At 61.4% G+C, this 24,860-nt stretch carries 26 protein-coding genes; 18 read left to right on the top strand and 8 right to left on the bottom strand.

The features are described from left to right. The first annotated feature begins 12 nt into the window (after nt 1-12). The 9 genes from NCR39_RS12865 (at nt 13) to NCR39_RS12825 (ending at nt 10,762) form a co-directional block, all read left to right on the top strand. Complete coding sequence (locus tag NCR39_RS12865; RefSeq protein ID WP_250452507.1) at nt 13-1,461, top strand: TniQ family protein; 1,449 nt, start codon at nt 13-15, stop codon at nt 1,459-1,461. A gap of 438 nt (nt 1,462-1,899) precedes the next feature. Next, nucleotides 1,900-2,091 carry a hypothetical protein gene (locus tag NCR39_RS12860; protein ID WP_250452506.1) on the top strand — a complete coding sequence of 64 codons (192 nt, stop codon included), beginning with the start codon at nt 1,900-1,902 and terminating at the stop codon, nt 2,089-2,091. Between the two features lie 140 nt (nt 2,092-2,231). Continuing rightward, nucleotides 2,232-2,912: a hypothetical protein gene (locus tag NCR39_RS12855; RefSeq protein ID WP_250452505.1), complete on the top strand. Its 681-nt coding sequence runs from the start codon at nt 2,232-2,234 to the stop codon at nt 2,910-2,912. Nucleotides 2,913-3,002: 90 nt separating this feature from the next. Further along, nucleotides 3,003-3,923: a PDDEXK family nuclease gene (locus NCR39_RS12850; RefSeq protein ID WP_250452504.1), complete on the top strand. Its 921-nt coding sequence runs from the start codon at nt 3,003-3,005 to the stop codon at nt 3,921-3,923. Between the two features lie 67 nt (nt 3,924-3,990). After that, complete coding sequence (locus NCR39_RS12845; protein WP_250452503.1) at nt 3,991-6,357, top strand: TnsB C-terminal domain-containing protein; 2,367 nt, start codon at nt 3,991-3,993, stop codon at nt 6,355-6,357. Nucleotides 6,358-6,442: 85 nt separating this feature from the next. Next, on the top strand, nt 6,443-6,934 hold the full coding sequence (locus tag NCR39_RS12840; protein WP_250452502.1) for a hypothetical protein: 492 nt from the start codon (nt 6,443-6,445) through the stop codon (nt 6,932-6,934). A gap of 77 nt (nt 6,935-7,011) precedes the next feature. Next, a complete protein-coding gene (locus NCR39_RS12835; RefSeq protein WP_250452501.1) occupies nt 7,012-7,710 on the top strand; it encodes a hypothetical protein in 699 nt (232 codons plus the stop codon). 288 nt (nt 7,711-7,998) lie between these two features. Continuing rightward, a complete protein-coding gene (locus NCR39_RS12830; RefSeq protein ID WP_250452500.1) occupies nt 7,999-9,573 on the top strand; it encodes a DUF4097 family beta strand repeat-containing protein in 1,575 nt (524 codons plus the stop codon). 46 nt (nt 9,574-9,619) lie between these two features. Next, nucleotides 9,620-10,762, top strand: a complete 1,143-nt coding sequence (locus tag NCR39_RS12825; RefSeq protein ID WP_250452499.1) for a hypothetical protein — start codon at nt 9,620-9,622, stop codon at nt 10,760-10,762. A gap of 609 nt (nt 10,763-11,371) precedes the next feature. Here NCR39_RS12825 and NCR39_RS12820 read toward each other — a convergent pair. Continuing rightward, complete coding sequence (locus NCR39_RS12820) at nt 11,372-12,076, bottom strand: FadR/GntR family transcriptional regulator (RefSeq protein ID WP_040051260.1); 705 nt, start codon at nt 12,074-12,076, stop codon at nt 11,372-11,374. A gap of 314 nt (nt 12,077-12,390) precedes the next feature. Here NCR39_RS12820 and garL point away from each other — a divergent pair, with 314 nt between their 5' ends. From garL to gudD, 4 genes are all read left to right on the top strand, one after another. After that, nucleotides 12,391-13,176 (top strand): 2-dehydro-3-deoxyglucarate aldolase, encoded by a 786-nt coding sequence (gene garL, locus NCR39_RS12815; RefSeq protein ID WP_250452498.1) that lies wholly within the window; start codon nt 12,391-12,393, stop codon nt 13,174-13,176. Further along, nucleotides 13,092-14,126, top strand: coding sequence for a 2-hydroxy-3-oxopropionate reductase (locus NCR39_RS12810; protein ID WP_350029675.1), 1,035 nt, complete (start codon nt 13,092-13,094; stop codon nt 14,124-14,126). Before garL ends, NCR39_RS12810 begins: the two co-directional genes overlap by 85 nt. 292 nt (nt 14,127-14,418) lie before the next feature. Next, a complete protein-coding gene (locus tag NCR39_RS12805) occupies nt 14,419-15,666 on the top strand; it encodes an MFS transporter (RefSeq protein WP_250452778.1) in 1,248 nt (415 codons plus the stop codon). Nucleotides 15,667-15,710: 44 nt separating this feature from the next. Further along, a complete protein-coding gene (gene gudD, locus NCR39_RS12800; protein WP_250452496.1) occupies nt 15,711-17,060 on the top strand; it encodes a glucarate dehydratase in 1,350 nt (449 codons plus the stop codon). A gap of 8 nt (nt 17,061-17,068) precedes the next feature. On the opposite strand, the gene NCR39_RS12795 is transcribed toward gudD, so the two are convergent. The 3 genes from NCR39_RS12795 to NCR39_RS12785 form a co-directional block, all read right to left on the bottom strand. Continuing rightward, the gene (locus NCR39_RS12795) at nt 17,069-17,914 is read right to left on the bottom strand and encodes a DUF72 domain-containing protein (protein WP_250452495.1); all 846 of its coding nucleotides are present in this window, start codon (nt 17,912-17,914) and stop codon (nt 17,069-17,071) included. Between the two features lie 63 nt (nt 17,915-17,977). Further along, complete coding sequence (locus NCR39_RS12790) at nt 17,978-18,244, bottom strand: cupin domain-containing protein (protein WP_250452494.1); 267 nt, start codon at nt 18,242-18,244, stop codon at nt 17,978-17,980. Between the two features lie 76 nt (nt 18,245-18,320). Continuing rightward, a complete protein-coding gene (locus NCR39_RS12785) occupies nt 18,321-18,617 on the bottom strand; it encodes a hypothetical protein (protein WP_250452493.1) in 297 nt (98 codons plus the stop codon). A 316-nt stretch (nt 18,618-18,933) separates the two neighbouring features. Between NCR39_RS12785 and arsC the strand changes: the two genes are divergently transcribed. The 3 genes from arsC to NCR39_RS12770 all read left to right on the top strand — a co-directional run bounded on the left by arsC (nt 18,934) and on the right by NCR39_RS12770 (nt 21,106). Beyond that, complete coding sequence (gene arsC, locus NCR39_RS12780) at nt 18,934-19,356, top strand: arsenate reductase (glutaredoxin) (RefSeq protein ID WP_250452492.1); 423 nt, start codon at nt 18,934-18,936, stop codon at nt 19,354-19,356. Nucleotides 19,357-19,472: 116 nt separating this feature from the next. Next, on the top strand, nt 19,473-19,757 hold the full coding sequence (locus tag NCR39_RS12775) for a hypothetical protein (RefSeq protein ID WP_250452491.1): 285 nt from the start codon (nt 19,473-19,475) through the stop codon (nt 19,755-19,757). A 176-nt stretch (nt 19,758-19,933) separates the two neighbouring features. After that, the gene (locus NCR39_RS12770; protein WP_250452490.1) at nt 19,934-21,106 is read left to right on the top strand and encodes a GGDEF domain-containing protein; all 1,173 of its coding nucleotides are present in this window, start codon (nt 19,934-19,936) and stop codon (nt 21,104-21,106) included. Nucleotides 21,107-21,118: 12 nt separating this feature from the next. On the opposite strand, the gene NCR39_RS12765 is transcribed toward NCR39_RS12770, so the two are convergent. Further along, complete coding sequence (locus NCR39_RS12765; RefSeq protein ID WP_250452489.1) at nt 21,119-21,616, bottom strand: MgtC/SapB family protein; 498 nt, start codon at nt 21,614-21,616, stop codon at nt 21,119-21,121. Nucleotides 21,617-21,812: 196 nt separating this feature from the next. Here NCR39_RS12765 and NCR39_RS12760 point away from each other — a divergent pair, with 196 nt between their 5' ends. Further along, nucleotides 21,813-22,187: a RidA family protein gene (locus NCR39_RS12760; protein WP_284507217.1), complete on the top strand. Its 375-nt coding sequence runs from the start codon at nt 21,813-21,815 to the stop codon at nt 22,185-22,187. A gap of 1 nt (nt 22,188) precedes the next feature. Here NCR39_RS12760 and NCR39_RS12755 read toward each other — a convergent pair whose 3' ends face one another. Next, nucleotides 22,189-22,788 (bottom strand): alpha-ketoglutarate-dependent dioxygenase AlkB family protein, encoded by a 600-nt coding sequence (locus NCR39_RS12755; protein ID WP_250452777.1) that lies wholly within the window; start codon nt 22,786-22,788, stop codon nt 22,189-22,191. Between the two features lie 129 nt (nt 22,789-22,917). On the opposite strand from NCR39_RS12755, the gene NCR39_RS12750 reads away from it, so the two are divergent. Continuing rightward, the gene (locus NCR39_RS12750) at nt 22,918-23,310 is read left to right on the top strand and encodes a response regulator (protein WP_250452487.1); all 393 of its coding nucleotides are present in this window, start codon (nt 22,918-22,920) and stop codon (nt 23,308-23,310) included. Between the two features lie 33 nt (nt 23,311-23,343). Here NCR39_RS12750 and NCR39_RS12745 read toward each other — a convergent pair whose 3' ends face one another. Together NCR39_RS12745 and NCR39_RS12740 are read right to left on the bottom strand one after the other, a co-directional pair. Further along, nucleotides 23,344-24,150, bottom strand: coding sequence for an endonuclease/exonuclease/phosphatase family protein (locus tag NCR39_RS12745; RefSeq protein ID WP_250452486.1), 807 nt, complete (start codon nt 24,148-24,150; stop codon nt 23,344-23,346). A gap of 32 nt (nt 24,151-24,182) precedes the next feature. Next, nucleotides 24,183-24,713 carry a hypothetical protein gene (locus NCR39_RS12740; RefSeq protein ID WP_250452485.1) on the bottom strand — a complete coding sequence of 177 codons (531 nt, stop codon included), beginning with the start codon at nt 24,711-24,713 and terminating at the stop codon, nt 24,183-24,185. Nucleotides 24,714-24,860 lie beyond the last annotated feature (147 nt).

The following is a 24,860-nucleotide window of genomic DNA, read 5'->3' as shown; positions in this document are numbered from 1 at the left end:
AGGACCTTACCGATGACATCAACGGAGTCGCTTCTCCTCCCGCTGTTCGCAAGCACCATCATGCCGGGCGAGTACATCTTCACGTATCTGGCGCGGCTGCTCTACTACAGCCCGCACTCGCTCATGCCGCGCTTTTGGCAATGGCCGAGCGGCATGCGCCACGTGCTCGAGTCGATTCCGGAACTCGTTGGCTCGCTCGACTATGTGAAACGCAACTGCACCTGGCTGCCAGCAATCACTCGGTGTCTACCCAATGAGCGCATGGAAGCTGTTGTCGGTCACTTTGAGAATGCGACTCAGCTGGGCCTGATGGCGCTTCTGGGAATGAGCGGCCCGCGCACCGGCTGGGCGAAGTCCTTACTCGCCCGGTGCCCAGTCTGTATCAAAGAGGACCTGGCCGGCGATGGTCTCCCTTTTTTCCGGCGAGAGCACCTGCTGGCAGGCATCCGATTCTGTGGTCGGCACAAGATGCCGCTCCACGTTCCCTGTGAACGATGCCTCGATTTTGAGGCGTTTCCTGCCTACACGCGACATGCCGGCTTCCATTGTGGGTGCGGACTGAAGCCCATTCCTGGCGCAGAAGCATTGCCAGCCCATTTCGCAGCACTGGAGATTGAGATGTCCCAAATCGTCACGCGCCTCTTGGACGCAAGCTACCTGCCGCATCTGAATCACGAAGGCATCGGGCGGCTGATTGGCGCACGTTCGCAGGAGCTAGGGATTGTTGACGGCAACTTCTTTCGTGCGGAGACGGCCATCAAAGTTGTGAACGACAGTCGCTTCCGTCCTCTCATCGAACGCACAGGGATTGTGGTCGAGCGCAGCGATAGCGCCGCGAAGCTTTTCAAGGGAACCAAGGTGGTCCGTAGCCCGCTTGGACTTGTTGCCCTCGCCGGAGCCATGTTCCCGGACTGGGCGGACGTCGAGCGCCGTGCCGCCGACGCGATTCCCGAAGTTCCGAGGACACCGCTCGTCTTCCGTCCGCCGGAGGTGCGCGCCGAAGCACGTCAAGCGCGAATCAACTGGATGAGCCGGAACGGAGAACGCTGGTTCAAGTACTACGCACAGAAGTACGAGACGGAGCATAAGTTGCATCCGGAGAAAAACCATATGCAGCTCATGAGGCTCCTACCTCACGGCGCCGCACTGTACTTGACCGAAGAGTCACTGAAGGCCAGAGGTTATCCGGTTCCTGATTTTCGAGACCCCGTTCAGTACTACAAAAAGCTGGACAAATCTCTCAGCCTCCACGTGAAGGGGCGAAAGCGGCATATCGAGAAGACGAACTGCAAGCGTCGTGGGACCAAGACCTTCCTGGTGACAGGACATCGAATGGCCAGCATCTACGCCAACCCGGAGATTTTGCCCCACTTGATTGAAACCCGCGCCGCGCTGGCGTACTGCGAAGAGACCAAGGCCGCCTTCAAGGAGCGCATGGGGCGCACCCGACACGTCCACTGAGTTCAGGCTACGGAACATTCAACGCGGGCAACGCCTATAGGCGGCACCCACTGCGACCAACTGAGGAGGAGCTGATGCACCAAATCTTCGACCGCTACAGAAAGACCTGGCAGGACCACTGGGCGCATCAACGCCCAGAGCGCTTCCTCGAGCGAGCGATACGCCGAGCGGTGTTTGAATCACGGCGGTCTCAACACGCTCAGTCAACCAGACACCGAAAACAACCGAAGCTTGCGCGGCGCAATGCTGATGCTCCGCCGGCTCCATCTGTCGACTCGTTTCTCGAATTTAGTGGCAAACCCGGCTATTTCAAAGCCGCTCGCCGTAGGCCGACCGCCCGTGTATCCGAGCGGTGCCAACGCTGACCGCTGGGATGCGACGTGGTCAAGACCACCAACGCACCCATCACCTCACGACCGACACATTTAGGAGACTCGCATGAATACCGTTGACCAGTCTAACCGCTCGCAGGCCGCCGAGGCCTGGGCTCACTGGGATATGCGAATCGTGGCGCGCGAGCAGCTCTCCGCTCAGTACTGGGAGATGCGGGACGCAGCTGAGCGCGGCGCAGGTCCGCAAGAGCTCAAATTCCACAAAGAACTCGTCCGTATCCGCCAGTTAATGCTTTAGCACGCCGGTATGTAACAGACCGTAACCGCCGGTCCGGTCGCGGCTGACCGCGAGACCTGGCGCAACGTTTCTCACAGTCCGCCTTCATGTGAGCGCCTTTCTGTGCTCGCGGGGCTCATTCACGCTCAAGGAAAACGCAGATGCAGAACACTGACCCCAACAACATCCCTTCGAACGACGCCGCACCAGTCGCTCCGTGGACGCAGTTGATTGTTGACACCACGGTGCAGTACCCGCTCTTCGATTTCTCCGATTTCGACCACACCCACATCCGCGTCACGACGAATACAGTTGCCCAAGCGTCGGCGGCTTTCGACGTGGACGAAGACCGCCGCTTGCGTGTGGAAGCATGGGCTCAGGCTTCGAATAAGTCTCGCTCTTCCCGACGGCACTCGAAAGATGCGAAGGGTCGCAAGGAGTGGGACAAGACGCTCACTCAGGCGCTGACTCCCAACCTTCCGTCTCGCCCGAATCTCAGGAAGCTGGTGCCACTTCAATATTGGGTTGGCGGTGCCAGCAGGCGGCCCCCGTTCGTTGCATGGCTCTGCCGTGACGACGGAACGACCAAGCATGTTGTCATCGAGCTGACCGAGGAAGAGTTCGCGTACATGGATGAGCAACTCGCCGGCCACATCCGCGAGCCCTTCCGCCAAGTGACGGCTGAGAGGTCGCTGAACAGCATTAGCGAGTCAGACCTGACGGCGGGTCATTGGATGGCGGACTGGTGGTTTCAGCTGCACTACGACCTCCCGCTCAGCTGCTCTGTGCTGATGGATTGCCTTGACTCATGCCATCCCCCGCGTGCACAACGCGCGCGCTGATGGACTTGCTTCCTCTATGAGCGCAGACGGGTCGCGTCGGCCGCGTCTGCTCAATATCTACGGTAATTCGACATCGAGAGGACAGGTACTTTGACAGAGATAGCCAATCATCGAACGACTCGCCGCTCGTTCAACCGTTTCAAGCCCGAGTCCTTTTCGAGCTTCGACCAATGGCAAGACGGCTACGTCGCGCCACCCGTCGTCGTGCAGAAGGACCCCAGCGAGTTGCGAGTCCTCGAACTCAAGCGCCCGTTCGTGACGCCCGCAGGCATTGTCTTGCCTCCACGCGATTGCGAAGGGTTCAAGCACGGCAAGCGATATGAGGCGCTCTTGAGAGCAAGGACGCCATCAAAGGCAACTCGGACAACCACGCCAGGGGTCAAGATAAAGCGCCGCTTCGAAGCGCTCTCGCTCAATGAACTCCGTATCCAACTCGCATTGATGTTCAGCCCCTACGTGGTGGACCTTCGCGAGCAATATGGCCGCTTCAGCATGGACGCATACAACCGCGCGACTACACAGGGAAAAAAGATGCTGAGGTCGCAAGTCATGACCATAGACCTCATCGCTACGCTTGTGTGCCCAGAGACGGGGCGGCTGAAGAACCACGGAATCTCCATCAAGCCCGAGGGCTATGTGCCGGACGAGGAGGCGCTTGCGCGTGAGGAGAGGGAAAGAGAATCGATGCACCAGGCAGGCTGGACATGGGAGTTACTGCTGGGCAATGAGGTGGGCGCCACTGAGTACAGCAACTATGGCGTGCTCTTTTCGCTGGTGCAGGGAGCAGACCTCCCGACGCTATATAAGGCTTCGCGTCGTTTTGCGTTGACTTTACTGACGGTGAGCGACCGCGGCTGCCTGCTCGACGTTGTCGGCCGTGCCTCGACTCAGCTGGCAATTCCCATGAGCCGCGCGAACAAGCTCTTCGCTACCGCCGTCGCGTACGGTTTTCTCACACTTGACCATCGCGCACCCCTGCGCACTGACGAACCGCTGTTCTTGATTCGGTAAGGAGATGTCGTTACGCAGGGAGTATTTCCTGAACGATTCCGTTAAGGATAACTTATAGGAGAAAAGAATGACTGCTATCTCGATTGAAGCCGACATGAAACCCCGCATCGCTGAGCCGGAGTTGCTGAACCAGCTGCTCCGGCTTCAGGAGGCCGTGTGGCCCCGTAAGTTGAAGCGCTTCTCCCTCTTTAAGCGTACTCGGGATGGGGATGACATGCGCTACCGCGCGGTCTGCTTCGACAGGTTCGAAAACGACCTCTACGTGCTCGCGATTCACTCGAACAAATGTCCCGAGACCCAGGTGAAGCTCGTCAAATGGAGGGGCGATTCGGCGGACCAGCCCTTCAGTGACATCATGCTGTGCGATGAGAGCGTTGCACCGCAGATGATGAGAGGCGCCCTGACCGCTTTGCCCTTGGAGGTGCAGAAATTCGTTGGTGAGCGGATGAAGGTCGTCCATGCCTTCTGCTACCTTGATAAGAAAGGCCAGGGCAACCCGCACGACTTCATCTTTAACGACTTCGTGGTTATGAACGACACGGAACGGCTGAAGGCACTCGCGTATGTCGTCGACGCGGCCAAGAAGCCGAAGAACTTCCGCACGCAGGCCGGACGGATTGTGCATCGGTGGCTGCATTTCGGCGGCGGCGACTGCGCGCTTGCCGACCTGACTTGTCGGATGGGTCGCAAGGAGATTGCCAAGGGTGGCAGCTACTCGAGAAAGCCCGGGCCACCCTCGCGTCGGGCGCGCATGGCGCACTATGTTGCCGTCGCGAGAGGACGAGCTCGCACCCAGTACAGGGAAGTGGCGGTCACGGCCGATGACCTTCGGAATTTTGTGTCCGCGCTGACAACTCATTGGGCCCTCGCGCATCGCACCCTCAAGGATGCGTACCACCTGATGCTCGATGAGCGTTACGCCGACACCGAGGCTCATCTCAGGCCCAGCCTCAACGCCTTTTATTACCACGCTCGCGAGAGCCTTATCGCGAGGTATCAACTACGGAGCTTGCGTAACGGCGCCACCATTGCTCACCAGTTCGACCTTGCTCGCATCGGGCAAGCCACCGACTTGACGCAAGGTGTTATCGGCATCGCCGATGTCGATGGCTGGTCTGCAAAGATGCTGGTCGCAGCGCTGGTCAACGGCAAGCTGATTGCCATTCCCGTTGTTGTGCTGTTCGCTGTGTGCAGAAACTCCCACTGCGTGCTCGGTTACGAAATCGCTCTGACGGGAGAGAACGCTGAGTCTTTTCGCCGGTGCATCGCATCCATCTATATGGATAAGGCTCCTCGTGCGAAAGAGCTCGGCCTGATTTCGACCGAGGGGCTGCTGCACGGAACTATCGACGGCGTCATGGTCGACAACGGAAGCGGCGCTGCTGAGGAGGTCCTCGCAGTTGCCTGTGACGAGATGAATCTTTGGCGCATGCTGCCTGAGCCTGGCCGAGGCGACAAGAAGAGTCCGGTCGAGAGCTTCAACGGCACCATGATTCTGCTGACGCTCACCGAGGAAACGGCCTACACGCGGGCGACCGACCCACTGTCGAAGCGGCTGCGTCGCCTCAAACGAAAGAATCCGCCCGTCTCCGTTACCCGCTTCGAGCAGCTCATCGTGCTGTGCATGCAGCACCATAACTTGCATGCGGATGTCCGTCACCTGCGTACGAAGAGGATGGAGGAACTCGGTATTGGCATCACGCCGGCGGAGATTTGTACCTATCTCCAAAACGAGCGAATTGCTGCCGGAATACCCCAACTCACGTATCGCGAAGCGCTGACTCGCTTTGTCCCGTGGGAGCCCCGTCTGAGCCGTGATGGCCTCATCTACTTCAAGGGATATCGCTTCACCTCGAGTGCTCTTGTCGTGCTGCACAACCAGTACGCAGAAAGACCGCTCAAAGAAGACCGGAAGCTGTGGGTGAAGGTCAAGCGTCTGGACGGGAAGGCGAAGAAGCTGCTTTGGCTCCTCCCCAATGGCGAAGAAGGCATCCTCGATATGGTCGATGAAGACGCACGCCGCGTTGGTGACGCATCCTGGAAGGAAGTCGAGTTGATTGCGCTGGGCGAAGCAGAACAGGCTGCTGAACTAGCTGAGGCGAGCGGCCGCAGTCAGGCGTGGCTGACCACGGGCCAACACGTGAATATCACGGATGCCGCTCGGAACGCCGCCCAGAGCGACCTCGGCGGACTTGGTGGCGAAAACGTCAAAGCGGCGCGGGCCAACGCCAAGAAGAAGCGCGACGCCAAGCGCGGTGAAGACTACCTGAAGGCGAAGGGAATCAAACCGACCGACAAATCCGGCTCTGGTCCGATTGTCGTCAATCAGCGCGACGAGGTGGAAGGGATGGACGAGGACTACGCGAAGTTCCTTGCAGCCGAGGAAGCGCGCCGGACGAATCCAGGTGCTGGTTCTCATCGACCGGCTCAATGATTGGCAGTGCGCCCGCCGGTGAGCGGGCGTCTACACCCTATATCGCTCGCCGTTCGCGGCGGGCTTTTTCACCATGGAGTCAATCATGGACTCAATCTTCAGCCCGCCCGGTTTTGACTGGACCAAAGACAAGGCGCGCGAACTGCGTCAGGTCATTGGTGCCAAGAAAATCGGGTTCTGGCGTGCAGCCAACTTGCTTTGCCGAATGTATGGATACGCGGGGTGGAATGAATTGAAGGAGCTTCGCTCTTTGGACCCTCCATTTCCGACTGAGTGGGATGACCAGCTCGACGAGTATCACCTGACGGAGCGTTACGACCGCTTCATAGACGAGCTCAACGCTGAACTCGATATCGATGACGAACAGTCGCAAGCCATTCTCCGAAAGGTGAACGTCTCCTCACGGAATGTCAGCTACGCATCGACGAGCTCCGTCCGTGAAGCCGTCGCCGTCAGCGATGTTGACGATTTTGCTGACAGGTTGGCCGGCATCCTCGCGGCCCTTGCACCCCAGATTGCCGCGGCTAGGAGCGGGGGGCGGCAGGCGATTCGAAGCGCTTACGCCAATCGACGGTAGTTGTCGAAACGGATATCTGGCGACAACGCGCTGCCGCTCCCCCGGGCAGCAGCGCTACCATTCATTACGGAGGCAACATGGCATCGAATTTCGGTGGTCACAGGAAGGTTGTAGCGTTGTCCACAATGGCGGGCTCGGTCATCGGCACTGTCGCAGTAGGCGGGTTCTTTTTGATGCGAGACCAACGCCATCGTGCGCGTGAAGCGCATGTGTCGGCATTGGCTGCAGCCGAGTCATTGGAGGCGTTCGCACGCTCCTGCGTACGCACGATAAACGACGAGGCAGACGCTCGCGGAGAGTTCGGTCGTACAAATAATCCACTCGCGATGAGTCGGGTTCGAATGCCTCACTTCATCTTCCTGGAGTCTGTCGACTGGCGAGTGTTACCAAGGTCGGTCACGGCCGAGATGCGGGAATTGGCCCGTGAGTCGGACGCTCATGAGCTGGCCATCGTTGATTGCTGGTCGACCAACGTCAGTGATTTGCTCCTCACTTTCCACAAGATGAAGAAGCTCTGCGGGCACCTTGGCTACAAGGCTTGGAACCTGGCGGCAACGATTCGCTCCGCCGCTGGCCTTCCGGCTGCGAGGTGGCTAGAAAGCGAGTGGGAGTCGCTCGACTTGCTGCAGGCATTGAGTGACGCCTATGCCTTCAAGGGTGACCCCGACGACGATTTCGAGTTGGACCCGGAGAACCCGGTTGGAGGGGCGTTGACGATTGGTCGCAAGGTTTCATCGTCAGCAGCCGCGAACGTCGACCAGAACCGCTTCCAATGACTGCTTGCTTTACTGGAGCACAAGGGTCGATGGTTGGGAGAACCTTGTGCTCGATGTCACGAGACGTGGGTGCCTAGGTTCAATGGAGAAAGACGTCGAACAAACGCGTTCCGTACAACGCTAAATCTCCAGACCTATTAACCTTCGCTTTTGTCGAAAGAAGAATGTGCGCTTCAAATTTTTCTTGCCTTCTCAGAACTCATCATCCTATACATAATCAATTAAAATTTTTGCTGGTTCGCTAGTAGCGAAGAAACGACCAGCTTCCATTCCTGCGAGAAATGGCCTATGCCCGCGATTTTTCGTTACGTGTTGGCTATTGTCTTGTGTTTTACTGCGACCATCGCCTTCGGCAAATCTACGAAGCAGCCTTTAGACACTAACGCTGCGCTACTCGCCGAATGCTCGCAGGGTGACTGGGATGCGCCGTTGAAGGAGGTCTGGCGGCTAATTTGCCTTTCTGGAAAATATGGCGATGATAATCAGGAATCGAAGTGTCATTACACTAAAACTCTTCCAGCTTATTTCTTAATAGATATTTTGGAGGACCCGCGCTATTCGAAGCGGTTACAGGAAACAGGGTTTCAACTTAGTGGGACTACGATTATAGGCAGCATCCATCTAAAGGGCGGAATAATCCCGGGCGATATTGAGTTCAAATGCGTAAAGGGCGAAGACATTGAACTTCAAAACGTCTCAGCAAAAGGCGATATAAGGTTTGAAGGAGGCTCCTATCGTTCTATAGTCCTCAACGATAGTCACGTCGAAGGAAGTCTAAAGTTCCGAACAATCCGAGCACACGTCGTTCAAGTTGCCTCAACACGGGTTGACGGAGGCATTGAGTTTTCTGCAAACAGCGCGGCGGCGCTTCTCGTTCAAAACAGCGTAATCGCGGGCTCGTTTATTCTAAACCTAGAGAGAAGCTTGCTTCTGCCTTTGAGATTGGAGTTTTCAAGAATAGGCGGCTCGTTTGTCGGGCAGATGTCCTGTGTGGGAGAAATGTCCGCAAGAGGTACGACCATAAGTGGAATACTAGAATTCCAAAAGCGAGACGTTGAACTTCTAGACGACGATACTGACGGCGTCGAAACAGCTTGTAGGAGACGTCAGATTTGGGCTAATCCTTCATCGTTGGATTTGACCGGGGCACACATCTCTCAAGTGCAGATAACCGATGTCAACCTATGGCCGAAGTACGTACGCGCTCAAAACGCTCAAATCGATGGATTTCTCACTGAGAAGGCAGTTCCGGGGGCCCCGCCCCCAGCAGCTATTCGTGCAGCTTCTAATGAAAAAGACATCGAATGGTTTGAAAGATGGTTAGAATTGACCCAACGCAACGGATTTGACCCGGCTCCGTTCCAGCAGGTTCTAGGATTTTTTCAGAAAACCGGCAATAGTACCGGCTATGACAAGATTTATATTGCAAGCAAGGACCAAGAGCGCGACCACGTCTGCCTGACTGCCAACTTTACCAGCTTCGGAAATTGCGCCTATTTGTGGGCAGCTTCCTTTGTAGGTTACGGGCGGAAGTTATACGTGGCTGTTATCGCTTCAATGGTCTTTGTGATTTTCGGTGGGTTTGTGTTTCGTTTTCAAGAAAAGCCAATGTACGACTTTGCGTTGACATTCGATAGCCCGCCAAACGCGGTGCCAACGAATAGGCGTATATCAAAAGATTTCATTCCTTTAAGGTGGGCTTACAGCTTCGATATGTTCCTCCCCCTCATAAAACTCAGGGACCGTCATTACAAAGATGTTGATTTTTCTGGTCCTATTAGGTTCTACCTCTACATTCATAAACTTGCAGGTTGGATTCTGGGCACCTTTATCGTCGCGTCCATCGTTTCATTGACGAAATAGAAGTAAGCAGAGAAGGAGCCGAACAAGCACTTCGCTCTAGACTGACATGCCCTACAACATTGCCCTAGTCGTGTTAGATACCTCTCATCTGGCACGTCTCGCGACCGATTGGACTTCGCGCGACCCCGAGCATCGTCACTCAGCTCGACACTTCGTTCCGCACCTCCTTGACCGCGGGTGGCTACCGCTTCTGTCTTGGCATCAAATAGCGGAGCTGTTGCAACATCGAGATGAAAGCCTTGTCGACAAGCGTCTGCGCTACCTACAAAGCTGGCCGATGTCGGCGTGGGTGACCGGGGACAAGTCGCACGTTATTCCCGGCTCAGCGTTCGATGTCTTTAAGGCGGAGGTCCGCGCGGCGTACGCTCACCCGAACCTCGACTTGCTAGGTGTACGAGACGCTGCGCGCAGTGAGTTGCTGTCCTTCGGTACGGGCACGGAGGCATTACTGGAATTGAGGAGCGATTGGCGATTGCTTCGCCCCGCTCTCGGCGAGTATCAGGAGGACGCGCGGAAGATTGCCGCAATTTCCCCTTGGCGTGCGACTGACATTGACAACGCTCGTCTCGCAGACTTAGTCAACAGGCCCCTTCGAGACGCGCAGTCTATTGATGCGACAGTCGTACGCATTCGCCGCTCACTCGAGAAGGAGATAGCGGAACGCGGAGACCGACGCATCGAAAATCCGCGCGAAATGGCTACCGCATTCATGTCCGACTTGTTAGCCAATGTGCAACACGGAAACTCGGAAGATTCAGCATTGGTATCACTTATTGGCATGTTGCTGTGGGCAGGTCTCGAACCTGCGGACATTGACCTAAACGCGACGTTTCGTGAAGCGATGAGCCTCGGCATGTTCAGACGACGCTTGAAGATGGCTTCAGACGCAGACAATTTGCCCTGGCAACAAGTCAAGGCGGTAGTCACGCCGGACCGTGTTCCGTCCGCCGTCATCCAAGAGGCTATGCGCTTGCATGCACATGACCAGCCCGAACGGAAGGGAAGTGACGTCAATGACCTTTCTCTGCTCTGCCTCGCTCCATACGCCACTGAGACTTTTGTCGACAAGCGGACGTTGGAGAGCGTCCGGCGGGCCAAACAGAAGGTTCCACGGCTGGGCGAGTTGCTGGGCAGTGTTCGCAAGGCTGCGGACTACCATGTGATAACTACGGTGTGCTCGCCTAGATAACCTTACAGCGCCGCTTACCCAAACTTGGTCGACACCATGACGTCCGCTGTTACATGTGGGTGGGCGTTGTCGTCCGAGGCCCGCAGGACGGGGCTCGCGGACTTCATTCGAAAAAATTCAGACGGTGGAGGGGGCGAGGATTTTGTCCTGTTAGCGACCAAGCGCGCGGGCCTTTCCTCAGCGACGAAGTTGACAATGCCTTGATTCGAAAGCATTTTCGCCAGCAACCGTACTAACGTCGCGACGGCGCGCGGACCTCCTTCGAAGTCGCTATCAGACAAGCGCCTCTTCGGAGGCGCTTTTTATTTGCCCATCGATTCCACGCCCCGCGTTTACCTGTGGACAACCCTGTACAAACCCCGCCGCGTAAACTGTTCGCGCTTTCTGCATAACTCGGCGATTCGGAAAAAGTCCCGAAAGTTGTCCTCGCTTCCGTCCGCAATCCGCCGATCCATACCGAAGTTGTTTACTTCGCAAGTCATTGACGCGAAACGCGCGAATCGGGTTATCCACTGAAAAGCGGCAGGCTTGTTAACTACTACCACGTATACATACGAATCCTTTTGTTTACTTAAAGACGCAGGCAGCGTCGCTCAAAACCGGAGCAGTTCAGTTCACCGCAGTCTCATGCGCCTGACGCAGCCTTTCACGGCTGTTGCTCAAATGCATGCGCATCGCGGCGCGGGCATCGTCGGCATCCTGACGAACGATCGCCTGATAGATCGCCTTGTGTTCGTTGAGCACGTTGCGTAACCGTTCGATCTGATCCAGCTCCGCAATCTCCGCCTTGCCAAGCCGCGTGCGCGGACTCACGGCGCGTCCCATCTGGCTGAGCACGTCGTAGAAATACCGATTGCCGCTCGCCCGCGCGATCTGCAAGTGAAATTCGACGTCATGCTCGAGCACATCGGTGCTGCCATTGGCGACCTGCTCTTCGTAACGATCGAGCGCGCCGGCAATCTGCTTCAGATGCTGCTCGGTCCGACGCCCCGCCGCGAGCGCGGCCGCCGCGCCTTCCAGATCGATCCGGAATTCGATGATCGCCATCACATCCAGCAAGTTCGACAAATCGGCGTCCTTGAGCCGCACCGATTCGCGATCCGCCATCGCGCGGATGAACGTGCCGATGCCATGCCGCGTCTCGACGACATTCGCCGCCTGCAACCGCGACACCGCCTCGCGCACCACCGACCGGCTCACCGACATTTGCTTCATCAACGCGACTTCGGTCGGAATCTTGTCGCCGGGACGGAGCACGCCGCGCTCGATCTCTTCGATGAGGGCGGCGACGACTTTATCGGTGAGGCTGGCCATTTTTGGTTCTGCAATTCAGGAAAGTTGAGGTCGGACGACTTCCACGTCCACGTATACGTGCTTTGACAACGATGTCTGATGAACCATCATGAAGTTCGGCAAACGGCTCGTCAATTCGGCAGCAAGCTGATATATAAGACATCGTATAACTAGGAAAGTGCTCGCCAATCACGTACCGAGAGGCGTGGAAAGGGCGCGTTAAGGGTTAACGCTCCTGTTCCCGACAGCCAAAATCGCGATACCTTCTGTTAAGACATCCTATGACTTAACCGCAAGAACGAAATCCACCGATCCAGCCGCCACAGGGAGGCACCATGCCGTCTTCGACACCGTATCAACCGTTGCCCAACGCGTTCCGGGCGTCGCTGCGCGAAAGAAAGAAGCTGATTGGCTGCTGGTCGTCGCTGGCGAGCCCGATCGTCACCGAGTTGCTGGGCGTCGTCGGCTTCGATTGGATCCTGCTCGACGCCGAGCACGCGCCCAACGACGCGCTCACGCTCATCCCGCAACTGATGTCGCTGAAGGACAGCGTGAGCGCGCCCGTCGTGCGGCCGCCGGCGAACGAGCCCGTCGCGATCAAGCGGCTGCTCGACGGCGGTTTCGTGAATTTCCTGATTCCGTTCGTCGATAGCGCCGCCGACGCCCGCCGCGCCGTCGCCGCGACGCGTTATCCGCCGCACGGCATCCGGGGCGTGTCGGTGGGGCATCGCGGGAACCGGTACGGGACGGTCGCGGACTACTTCAATATCGCGAACGACAATATCAGCGTCGCGGTGCAGATCGAAAGCCGCGCAGCCGTCGATGCCATCGACGAAATCGCCGCCGTCGATGGCGTCGATGCGCTGTTCGTCGGCCCGTCCGATCTCGCCGCCGCTTACGGTCACTTAGGCAACCCGAATCATCCGGACGTGCAGGCGGCCATTGCGCACGTGTTCGAGCGCGCGCACGCGGCGGGCAAGCCGAGCGGCATCCTCGCGCCGGTGCAGCAGGACGCGGACCGCTATCTGTCGATGGGCTGCACGCTCGTCGCCGTCTGCGCCGATCTCGGGCTGCTGCGGAACGCGGCGCAAGCCGTGAAGAAACACTTCATCGAAGAGTAAGCTGCGAAGACCGCGCATCGACACACGAACACAAAGCACACAAGGAGCGATACATGACGACAAAAGCAGGCTTCATCGGACTGGGTATCATGGGGCTTCCCATGGCCGCGAACCTGGTCAAGAACGGCGTGGAACTGGCGGCGTTCACGCGCAGCGGCGTGCCCGACGAACTGACGCAGGCGGGCGCCACGGCATGCGACAGCCCCGCGGCCGTCGCCGGGAAAGCGGACATCGTCTTCCTGATGGTGCCGGATACGCCCGACGTCGAGCGCGTGCTGTTCGGCGAGAACGGCGTCGCGAATTCGCTGCGCGCGGGGCAGATCGTCGTCGATATGAGTTCGATTTCGCCCATCGCGACGCGCGAGTTCGCCGCGAAAGTGCGCGAGCGCGGCGCCGATTACCTCGATGCGCCCGTCTCCGGCGGCGAAGTCGGCGCGAAGGCGGCATCGCTCACGATCATGGTCGGCGGCGCGCAGGCGACCTTCGACAAGGTCAAGCCGCTCTTCGAGATGATGGGCAAGAACATCTCGCTGATCGGCGAAGTCGGCGCGGGCCAGGTCTGCAAGGTCGCGAATCAGGTGATCGTCGCGGCCACGATCGAGGCGGTCGGCGAAGCGCTGCTGCTCGCATCGAAGGCGGGCGTCGACGCCGAGAAGGTTCGCACCGCGCTGATGGGCGGCTTCGCTTCGTCGCGCATTCTCGAAGTCCACGGCGAGCGGATGACCAAGCGCACGTTCAATCCCGGCTTCCGGATCGAACTGCATCAGAAGGATTTGAATCTGGCGCTCTCGACGGCGCAATCGCTCGGCGTGTCGCTGCCGAACACGGCGACGTGTCAGGCGCTCTTCAACGCGTGCACCGCGCACGGCGGCAAGGCGTGGGATCACTCAGGCATGGTTCGCGCGCTGGAGTTTCTGGCCAATCACGAGATCGGGCAGGACGCGAAATAAGTTTCGCGCGAGAAGTAAACAGCTCGGAGCCGGCGCAAAGCCGGCTTTTTGTTTTGAACAGTCGTCAGACGTCTACTCTCTGCGTGACCGTAGGCGCCCGAAAAAGCCGCGAGTCAACGCTGTAAAGGGTAAACACGCGATGTGCAAGTCGTCCGATGACCATAAGATGTCGTCAGACAACCTATACCATCAGGAGACAGCCTTGCGATCCGCCCCCGCCCTGCGCGCCGACGATTTGCTCGAATCGGCCAGTTCCAAGGTCAAGCGTCACGTCCTGCCGCTGTTTCTCATCATGTTCATCGCGAATTACATCGATCGCGTGAACGTCGGCTTCGTGAACGCGCACATGCAGACGGATCTCGGCATCGGCGCGGCGGCTTACGGGCTCGGCAGCGGGCTGTTCTTCATCGGCTATGCGCTGTTCGAAGTGCCGTCCAACGTGCTGATGCAGAAGTACGGCGCGCGCGCGTGGCTCACGCGGATCATGGGAACGTGGGGCATCGTCGCGGCGGCAATGGCGTTCGTCTGGAACGACACGTCGTTCTACGTGCTGCGCTTCCTGCTCGGCGTGGCGGAGGCGGGCTTCTTCCCGGGCGTCGTGTTCTATTTCACGCAATGGCTGCCGCAAAAGGAGCGCGGCAAGGCAATCGCGATCTTCCTCGGCGGCTCCGCGTTCGCGTCCGTGCTGTCGGGCCCGATCACCGGCAGTCTGCTGTCGATTCGCGGCCTCGGCCTGCACGGCTGGCAGTGGATGTTCCTCGTCGAAGGCGGCTTCTCCATGCTGCTGTGCGGCGTTAGCTGGATGCTGCTGAAGTCGCGCATCGCGGATGCACACTGGCTCACCGCCGACGAACGCACCGTGCTCGAAAAGACCATCGCGGGCGAGCAGGCCGAGCGCGAAGCCGCGGGCGGCCGTCACGTTCCCACGCTCCAGCTTCTGAAAGACCCGCAGATCGTGCTGTTCTGCCTGCTCTATTTCGCGATCCAGCTCACCATCTACGCCGCGACGTTCTGGCTGCCGACGATCATCCGCAAGATGGGCGGACTCACCGATTTCCAGGTCGGCCTCTTCAATGCCATTCCGTGGATGATCGCGATGGTCGCGATGTACTGCTTCGCGCTGCTCTCCGCGCGCTGGCGCTTCCAGCAGGCGTGGCTCGCGGCGGCGCTCGTGATCGCGGCGTGCGGGCTGTTCGCATCGACGACGGGCAACGCGGTGCTGTCGTTCGTCGCGATCTGCTTCTCGGCGATCGGCTTCAAGGCGGCGGCGTCGCTGTTCTGGCCGATCCCGCAAGGCTATCTCGATGCGCGCGTCGCGGCCGGCGTGATCGCGCTCATCAACTCGGTCGGCAATCTGGGCGGCTTCTTCGCGCCCGCGACCTTCGGCTATCTTCAACAACATACGGGCTCGGTGTCGGGCGGGCTTTATGGGCTCGGCGTGGCGTCGCTGATCGCGGCGGCGGCGGCTTTCCTCACGCGCAATCGTCGCCGGCCGGACGGGACGCCCGTCGGACACGCGGCGCACCGCAACGCGCACTGAGCGCAACTAAACGCGGCCAGACACTCAACTTCGGGATCACTCACATGTCGACTAACGCAATGCAACCGAACGCCACTCCGAAAGTCACCGAACTGCGCGTCGTGCCCGTCGCGGGCCGCGACAGCATGCTGATGAACCTCTCCGGCGCGCACGCCCCGTTCTTCACGCGCAACATCGTCATTCTGAAAGACAGCGCGGGCAACACGGGCGTCGGTGAAGTGCCGGGCGGCGAGAACATCCGCAAGACTATCGACGATGCGCGCGCGTTCGTCGTCGGGCAATCCATCGGCAACATGCAGGCGGTGCTGAATCGCGTGCGCACGCAGTTCGCGGATCGCGATGCCGGCGGCCGCGGCCTCCAGACCTTCGATCTGCGCACGACCATCCACGCGGTCACCGCGCTCGAAGCCGCGCTGCTCGATCTGCTCGGCCAGCATCTCGGCGTGCCGGTCGCGGCGCTGCTCGGCGAAGGGCAGCAGCGCGACGAAGTGGAAATGCTCGGCTATCTGTTCTACATCGGCGATCGCAACAAGACGGACCTGCCGTACGCAAGCGGCGCCGATGGCCGCGACGACTGGGAGCGCCTGCGCACCGAAGAAGCGCTGACGCCCGAGGCCGTCGTGCGCCTGGCCGAAGCGGCGAAGGCGCGTTACGGCTTCAACGACTTCAAGCTGAAAGGCGGCGTGCTGTCGGGCGACGCCGAAATGGAAGCGGCGACCGCGCTCGCGGAGCGTTTCCCCGAGGCGCGCGTGACGCTCGATCCGAACGGCGCGTGGTCGCTCGCGGAAGCCATCCGCCTGTGCCGCGACAAGCACGACGTGCTCGCCTACGCGGAAGATCCGTGCGGCGCGGAGAACGGCTATTCAGGCCGCGAAGTGATGGCCGAATTCCGCCGCGCGACGGGCCTGCCGACCGCGACGAACATGATCGCGACGGACTGGCGTCAGATGGGCCACGCCATCCAGTTGCAATCGGTCGATATTCCGCTCGCCGATCCGCATTTCTGGACGATGCAAGGCTCCGTGCGCGTCGCGCAGATGTGCAACGACTGGGGCCTCACGTGGGGATCGCATTCGAACAATCACTTCGACGTATCGCTCGCGATGTTCACGCACGTCGCCGCCGCCGCGCCCGGCAAGATCACCGCGATCGACACGCACTGGATCTGGCAGGACGGCCAGCGCCTGACGCGCGATCCGCTGCGGATCGTCGGCGGCAAGGTGAAGGTGCCGGAGACGCCGGGTCTGGGCGTCGAACTCGACATGGACGAGATCGAGAAGGCGCACGCGCTGTATCTGGAGCACGGCCTCGGCGCGCGCGACGACGGCATCGCCATGCAATTTCTCGTGCCCAACTGGAAGTTCGACAACAAGCGGCCGTGCCTCGTGCGCTGAAGGCGTGACTAGGACTCGCGCTTCAATCGTTCGATGAGCGCCATCGCGGCGAGCGGATTGACGGCCTTGTGGCCGCTGATGACGTACAGATACACGTCGCGCGCCGATGCCTTCGCGGGCGGTTCGCCGACCGTCTGCAAGTCGCCGGGTGCGCCGCCCGCCGCCCATTCCTGCGCGCGGGCGATCCAGCGGTCGAGCGCGGCCTTCGTGTAGCCTTTCGCGGGCTTTTCGGTCGTGCCCATGATGCGGGCATAGACGAACGGCGCGGTCACATCCGCGATTTGCGGATACTTCGAATCGCCCGCCGCGACCACGGCCACGCCGTATTTGCGCAATAGCGCGACGAACGCCGGATCGGCGAAACTCTCGTGCCGCACTTCGACGGCATGGCGAATGGCGCGTCCCTTTATTTCCTGCGGCAGGAGCTTGAGGAAGTTTTCGAAGTCTTCGGGATCGAACTGCTTGGTCGGCGCGAATTGCCAGTTGATCGGACCGAGCTTGTCCTTGAGTTCGAGCACGCCGCTCGCGAAGAAACGTTCGATGGATTCGCCCGCTTCGGCGAGCACCCGGCGATGCGTCGAATAGCGCGATGCCTTCAGCGAGAACACGAAGTCGTCGGGCGTTTCGTCGTGCCATTTGGCGAACGTCGCGGGCTTTTGCGAGCCGTAGAACGTGCCGTTCACCTCGATGCTCGTGAGCGCGCGGCTCGCGTATTCCAGCTCCCCCTTTTGCGCGAGATCGTCGGGATAGAACGTGCCGCGCCACGGCTCGAAGTTCCATCCGCCGACACCGATGAGAATGCGTCCCGCGCTCCCGCTCTTCTCGGTCTTTTCGGTCTTCTTCCTGGTTGCCATGAGGCGTCTCCTGTCCGAACCCGGGAAGAGTGTAGCGAACAGGAAGACCGCGCGTGCGCCGCGCTATTTTCGCCCGACGAGATAGCTCACGCCGTGCGGTCCGTACTGCTCCGCATGTTCGACGTTCGCGGGCAGATGAAAGACGTCGCCCACGCGATACAGCCGCGCGTCATCGCCGATGCGGATGGTCAGTTCGCCTTCGACGATCAGCGCTTTCGCTTCGAACGGATGCGTGTGCGCGCCGAGCGAACCGTTCGGCTCGCGCGTGACGGTGACGACTTCGTGAAAGCCTTCGGCGGGAAGAAGGGCGAGGAACGCGTCGCGGTGCATGGGGAATCCGGATGAAATGGAAAAGGGCGCGTCCGCCATGGCGGGAGACGCGTCCCGATGCACCGATGCTCACGCATCAGTTCCCGAAGAAGATATCGCACTGCGGGCCGCGCACGCACGGCTTGGAGATGGGGCTGCCGCCCATGCTCATCGATCCGGCGCTGCTTTGCGTCGACGGCACGCCGCCATACGATGCATCGCCCGTACCTTGCATGTTCGCGCCTTGCTGCATCGTGCCGGGCTGCGTCCACGTATCCGGCGTGGCTTGCCCTGGCACTTGCGCGGTCCGATAGTAGGTTTGCTGCGCGGATGCGACGCCCGCAGCAGCGAGTAACGAGACGGCAAGCGCCGTCATGACCAGACTGGATTTCATGTCGTCGACTCCTTGATTGATGCGCCGCGCGATTTGCCGCGCATCCGTTCGCTGTTCGATATGCTGTGCATCAGCCGTCGAAAGCGCGCAGTGCGGACGTTCGTGCATCACGCCGCTTCGCGTGACGCGCGCTTGCGGCATTTCCGTTATAGGCGGCGCGTTTCGCAATGAACAGGAAATACGCTTATACGCCGCCGATTCAGTCGCGCACATGACGCGACGCGGGCGCGGATGACATCGCCGGCGTGTGTGTTGATCATGTGTCGGCAATAGAATGCAAGTCGTGTGCGACGCTTACGAACCGAAGGAGAACGCGATGACCGTCACCATCTATCACAACCCGAAGTGCGGCACCTCGCGCAACACGCTCGCGCTGATCCGCAACGCGGGCATCGAGCCGACTGTCGTCGAGTATCTGACGCATCCGCCGAGCCGCGAGACGCTCACCGCGCTCATCGCGCGCGCGGGCATCTCCGTGCGCGACGCGCTGCGCGAGAAAGGCACGCCGTATGCGGAACTCGGCCTGGGCGACACCGCGCTCACCGACGATCAGCTCATCGACGCCATGCTCGCGCATCCGATTCTCATCAACCGCCCGTTCGTCGATACGCCGATCGGCGCGCGGCTGTGCCGGCCGTCGGAACTCGTGATCGATATCCTGCCTTCGCCGCAACAAGGACCGTTCACGAAGGAAGACGGCGAAGCGGTCATCGACGAAAGCGGCAAGCGCGTGCGCTGAACGCGCCGCGGCCGTTACGTCACGTTACTTTTCTCGCAGCGCCGTTGCACCTGTGTCCGGCCTCGCCTTCTAGACTGCACTCACTCACACGGCACTCGGTGCAGGGGGACAGCGAAATGAAGAAGAAACTGCTTGGTACGGTGATCGGGGTGGCGGGGATGGCGGCGCTTGCGATGTCGGCATCGGCGTCTGCGCATGTCGATGTGGCGGTGGGCGTGGGCGTGCCGGCTTATTACGCGGCGCAACCGGTGTACGTCCAGCCGGCTCCGGTCGCGTATGGCTACGGATACGGCTATCGCGATGAAGGCTGGCGCGAGCACGAATGGCGCGAGCGGCGCGAACGTCACTGGCGGCACGAGATGCATCGCGAAGAGCGCTGGCACGACCGCCACGGTTGGTGAGCAGAAACGAATCCGGTTTGGAAAGACGCGGCGGGCCACCTGGTCCGCCGCGTTTTTTCATGGCGCGGCGTGTGGACGTGAGTCAGCGTGTCGCGGCTCATCGGCTCAAGGTGCGCGCGCATGCGCCGTTATTGCGTGGATAGTGTCGCCTCACCCATCTCCTTCCACCGCCCGCGATGTTCAGTCCCGTCAGCATCCTCGTCGTCACCGCGTTGTCGAGCGTGCTCTCGATACTCGTGCTGACCTCGCTGCGCTCGCATGCCATCGATGGCGTGCCGCGCTGGATCTGGGCGAACGTGATCGCCATCGCATCGCTTGCGATGTTCGCGGTGCAGAACGTGGCGCCCGCGTGGCTCGGCGTCGTCGCCGCGAATCAGCTTCTCGCCGCGACCGTGCTGCTCATCTACGAAGGCTGCAACGATTTTTTCGGCGTGCGCCTCGGCACGACCGCGCGCGCGACCGGCTGGATCATGTGGCTCGGCGTGATGGCGGGCATCGCGTATTTCACGTATGTCGCGCCGAACGTGCACGTGCGCGTGGTGATCGTGTCGGCGTTTCACGCGGCGTGCGTGCTCGCGATCGCGGGCCGCGTGCTGATGTCGCGCCCGCCCGATCGTCCGCGCTACAACTATCTGTTCGTCGCCGGGGCCGCGTTGCTCGGCGCGTTCGGGCACACGGTGCGCGGCGCGATCTACGCGGTCGCGCCGCCTTCGCAGACCGCGCTGCTTCAGCCCGGGCCGATGCAGATCACGTTTCTCGCGCTCGGCATTCTCGTGCTGCCGTCGCTGTCCATCGGCCTCGTGATCATGGCGCACGACCGCCTCGCGATGCGCCTCGAACGCGTCGCGCGCTTCGACGATCTCACCGGCGCGCTGTCGCGCAAGGCGCTGCTCGAAGCCGCCGCCGCGCGGCTCGCGCGCGCGACGCAGGACGGGCGGCGCGAGTTCGTCGCGGTCATCGACCTGGACCACTTCAAGAGCGTGAACGACCGCTACGGCCACGCAGGCGGCGACGACGTGCTGCGCCATTTCGCGTCGATCGTGAGCGCGCGCGTTCGTGACGGCGATGCGTTCGGGCGCATTGGCGGCGAGGAGTTCTGTCTTTTCTGCACGGCGGCGAATATCGGCGATGTGACCGCGCTCGTCGAACGCCTGCGCGCGACGGTCGCGGCGACGCCTTGCCGCGTGGCGGGCGGCGCGGTGCGCTACACGTTCAGCGCGGGCATCGCGGCGTGGGACGGGCGCGAATCGCTGGCCTCGCTGATGGCGCGCGCCGATGCGCTGCTCTACGCGGCCAAGCTCGCGGGACGCAATCGCGTGAATGGCCCGGTGGAGAACGCAGCGGCGTGAGCCGCGCGGCGCTCAGTCCTCTTCCACCGGAGCGTGCGCGGCGCGTTCGTCGGGCGGCTTGCGCATCCATCGCCGATGCAGACTTTTCTCGATGATGCGCCCCACGATCAAGAGCGCGATCAGCAGGACCGTCGCGGCGAGCGCGAGACTCCACACGCCGAGCCCGCACAGAATGCCGACCGCCGCCGTGACCCAGATGGAGGCAGCCGTCGTGAGGCCGCGAATCCGGTTTTCCGTCTGATTCTGGATGATCACGCCCGCGCCCAGAAAGCCGATGCCCGTCACGATGCCCTGCACGACGCGCGAGACGTCGGCGTCGTCGGACAGCGTGCGCGTGGAAAAGCCCATGGCGCACATCGTGGCGATGCACGCGCCGAGCGACACCAGCCCGAGCGTTTTCATGCCGGTCGGCTTGCCGTGCAGATCGCGGTCGATGCCGATGATGCAGCCCACCAGCACCGCGCACAGCATGCGCAGGACGGCATCGGTGAAGACGGGGTAGGGCAGCATCGAGTGGCTCCGTGGTCGGGGTTCTTGTGGGTGTGCGTCGTGCGACTGTAAGGCTGTCATCTTCGCATCGAAGCGGTGCAAACGACAGTTGTCCGCGCGGCGCGAATTTTGTCGCGCTAACGTGCAGGGCGCTTGACCGACGTCGTCAGCGCGAGCCTCAAGGACAAACCACGTGACCACGCAGCCCAAATTCTCGATGATCGACGCCGCGCCGACGCCCGTCGGCCCGTTCTCGCACGCGGCGGAAGCCGACGGCTGGGTCTTTCTGACCGGCCAGATGCCGACGCATCCCGACGACAACAGCGCGCCGCTGCCCGACGGCATCGCGGCTCAAACGCGGCGCGTGATGGACAACCTGATTCTCGTGCTGACGGGACTCGGCCTCACGCTCGACAACGTCGTGTCCGTGCGCATCTACCTGACCGAATTCAAGCGCGATTACGACGCGATGAACGCCGTCTATCGCTCGTATTTCTCGCCGAAGCCGCTGCCGGCGCGCACGTGCATCGGCGTGACGGGGCTTGCGCGCGATGCGCTCGTGGAGATCGATTTCGTCGCGAAACGGCCCTGATTCAGCGGCGCGCCTTCGACGCGTCCACCCAGCGGAACGTGAGATTGATGCGCTCGCCGCGCGCGCCCGGCTCCTTCGGCACGCGATGCACCCATTCGAGCTGCGTGCGTCCGCGCATCACGAGCAGGCTGCCGTGCGTGAGCGACAGCGTGTGCGTCGCGTGCGTGCGGACGTGCCGGAACTCGAAGCTGCGCGCCGCACCCAGACTCACCGATGCGATCACCGGTTCCGGACCGAGTTCGCGTTCCTTGTCCGCGTGCCAGCCCATGCTGTCGAGGCCGCCGCGATACCGGTTGAGCAGCACGCTGTTGAAGCGCGCGCCGGCCGCTTGCTGCGCGGCATCGCGAAGTTGCGCGACGGCGGGCGTCCACGGCTGCGGCACGTTGCGGATGCCCGAGTAGACATAAACGGCGTCGGGGTCGCCTTGCCACGCGGTCAGGCGCGGCAGCGGCACGCGTCCGCCCGGCGTGTTCATGAAGTCCTGCTGCCAGCGCACTTCCTCGATCAGCGCGCCCATCAGGTCGGAACCGGCGTCCGCGGCGATCCAGTCCGGATGCCACGCAATGTCGGGCTTGGGGATGTCGTCGAATAGATCGAACATGGCGAAGCGCGTCGATGCGGCCGAAATATTCACGATAGCAGAGCCGTCGCGTCGCGGCGTTGCGGTCTCATCGCTTCTTTGCAGCGTGTGCTACAGTCGGCCGGACCATCTCAAAAATCGCGGGGACGCATGACCACCAGCGCCGAAGCGCAAGGCGGCACGGGAAGCCGCCGCATTCTGCTCGTCGACGATAGCGCCGACGCCGCGCTCGCCATGTCGATGCTGCTCGAAGCGCTCGGCCACGAAGTGCGCACCGAGCACGACGGCGTGCGCGCGCTCGCCTCGATCGACGAATTCCGGCCCGACGTGGTGGTGCTGGATATCGGCTTGCCGGGAATGAGCGGCTTCGACGTGGCGCGCGAGATGCGCAAGCGCGACGCGACCCGCCACGCGCTGCTGCTCGCGCTCACCGGCTACGGCAGCGCCGCCGACCGTCAGACCGCGCTCGATGCGGGCTTCGATCATCACCTCACGAAGCCCGTTTCCATCGACGAGATCGAGGCGCTGCTCGCCCGCGCCTGACTTCCCGCGTTTCCTTCATTTCCCTCGTTTCCCTCACTCGACCCGCAGCCGCGCCATGTACGGCAGGTGATCGGAGAGCCACGCGGTGTCCTGCGTCGGCACGAGCCATTCGACGGGTCTAAGACCGCGCACGAACATCTTGTCGAGCGCGAGCGCCGGCGAAAACGCGGGGAACGTGCGGCCGGATTCGCCGAGCATCGTCGCCACTTCGTTCATGCCGAGTTCGCCGAAGAGCGGCACGGAGTCGTTGCGCCAGTCGTTGAAATCGCCGGCGAGCACGAGTGGGCCGTCCGGCGCTTCCTTCGCGATCCAGTGCGCGATCCAGTTCATCTGACGCAGCCGCGCGGCACGCGTCAGCGCGAGATGCGCGCACAGCAGCGTGACCGCCTGACCCGCGAACGTCGCGCGCGCGACGAGCAGCCCGCGCTTTTCGAAGCGATGCGCGGAAATGTCCCATCGTCCGGAAAGATCCAGCGGATGCGGCGAGAGAATCGCGTTGCCGTGCCGCCACGACGGCTTGAACACGTTCGGCCCGAGCGCGATCTGCAACTCGAGCGCGGTGGCGATTTCGGTGGCCTGGCAATGCCAGACATCGTCGAGCGGACCGGCAAGCGGCTTGCCGAAACCGCTTGCGAGCACCGGCTGCGGCAGCCGCCGCGCCATGGCTTCCTGGAGAAAATAGACGTCCGCGTTGGTGGTCTGAACCCACCGCTGCATCGCGCTCCACGCGCGCAGGCCGAGCGGCGAGCGGCCCTTGTGCAGATTCCAGCTCACCGCCGTGAAATCCGGCGTGACCGCCTTCGCGGACGGTGCTGGCGGAAGATGTTCTGGGTTTCGCATGCGTTCGTTGTGTTGTACGCGCCGACGCCCGGTCACTCGGCCGGCGCGGATGGAGCGAGGCTGGCGCGCACCCGGTACGCCAGCGACGGATTGCTGTCGATGATCTGCCATTGCGCCCATTCACCCGGCTTCACTACGAGACCGGGATGCGAGCCGCTCACCTGACGCGGCGTCGGCGGCACCTTGCAGCCGGACGGCGACGTGCGCGACGCATCTTCTTCGATCGTCTCTTGCGCATCGATGGCGAGCGTGATGTCGTCGGCGCTCGCGTGCGTCGGCGACACGGTGACGGTGCGTTGCAGGTCGATGTCGCCCGCGGGCTTGTCGGCGCAGCCGACGCGATTCTGCACGACATCGTGATGCGTATCCGTGCGCGCCTGGCCGACGTTCGTCGTCGCGGAAAACGAGTCGATCTGCTGGCCGTCGCGCACGACCTGCAGTTCCCAGTTGACGGGCTGCGGCGCGCTTTGCGCGAAAACGCCGTGACTCGCGGCGAGGCAGGCGCTCAACAGAAGCGCGGATCGGATCGGATACAGAAATGCGGTGCGGTTTGTTTTCGTCATTGAAAGCTTCTCCGGCGCGCGGGTCAGTCATGTCCGGGAGCACGTTCCGAACCCGCCCGCCGCTTCGATCCCGACGATGATACTAGCGCGCGGCGTCTTAGGCTCGGCCGCATCGATCAACAGCTTCGATTGGCAGCAGACGCGCGC

The sequence above is a fragment of the Caballeronia sp. ATUFL_M2_KS44 genome, from assembly GCF_023630965.1.
Lineage (GTDB): Bacteria > Pseudomonadota > Gammaproteobacteria > Burkholderiales > Burkholderiaceae > Caballeronia > Caballeronia concitans.
The sequence above is the reverse complement of the archived record's forward strand: the minus strand, read 5'-3'. Positions and strand labels throughout refer to the sequence as shown.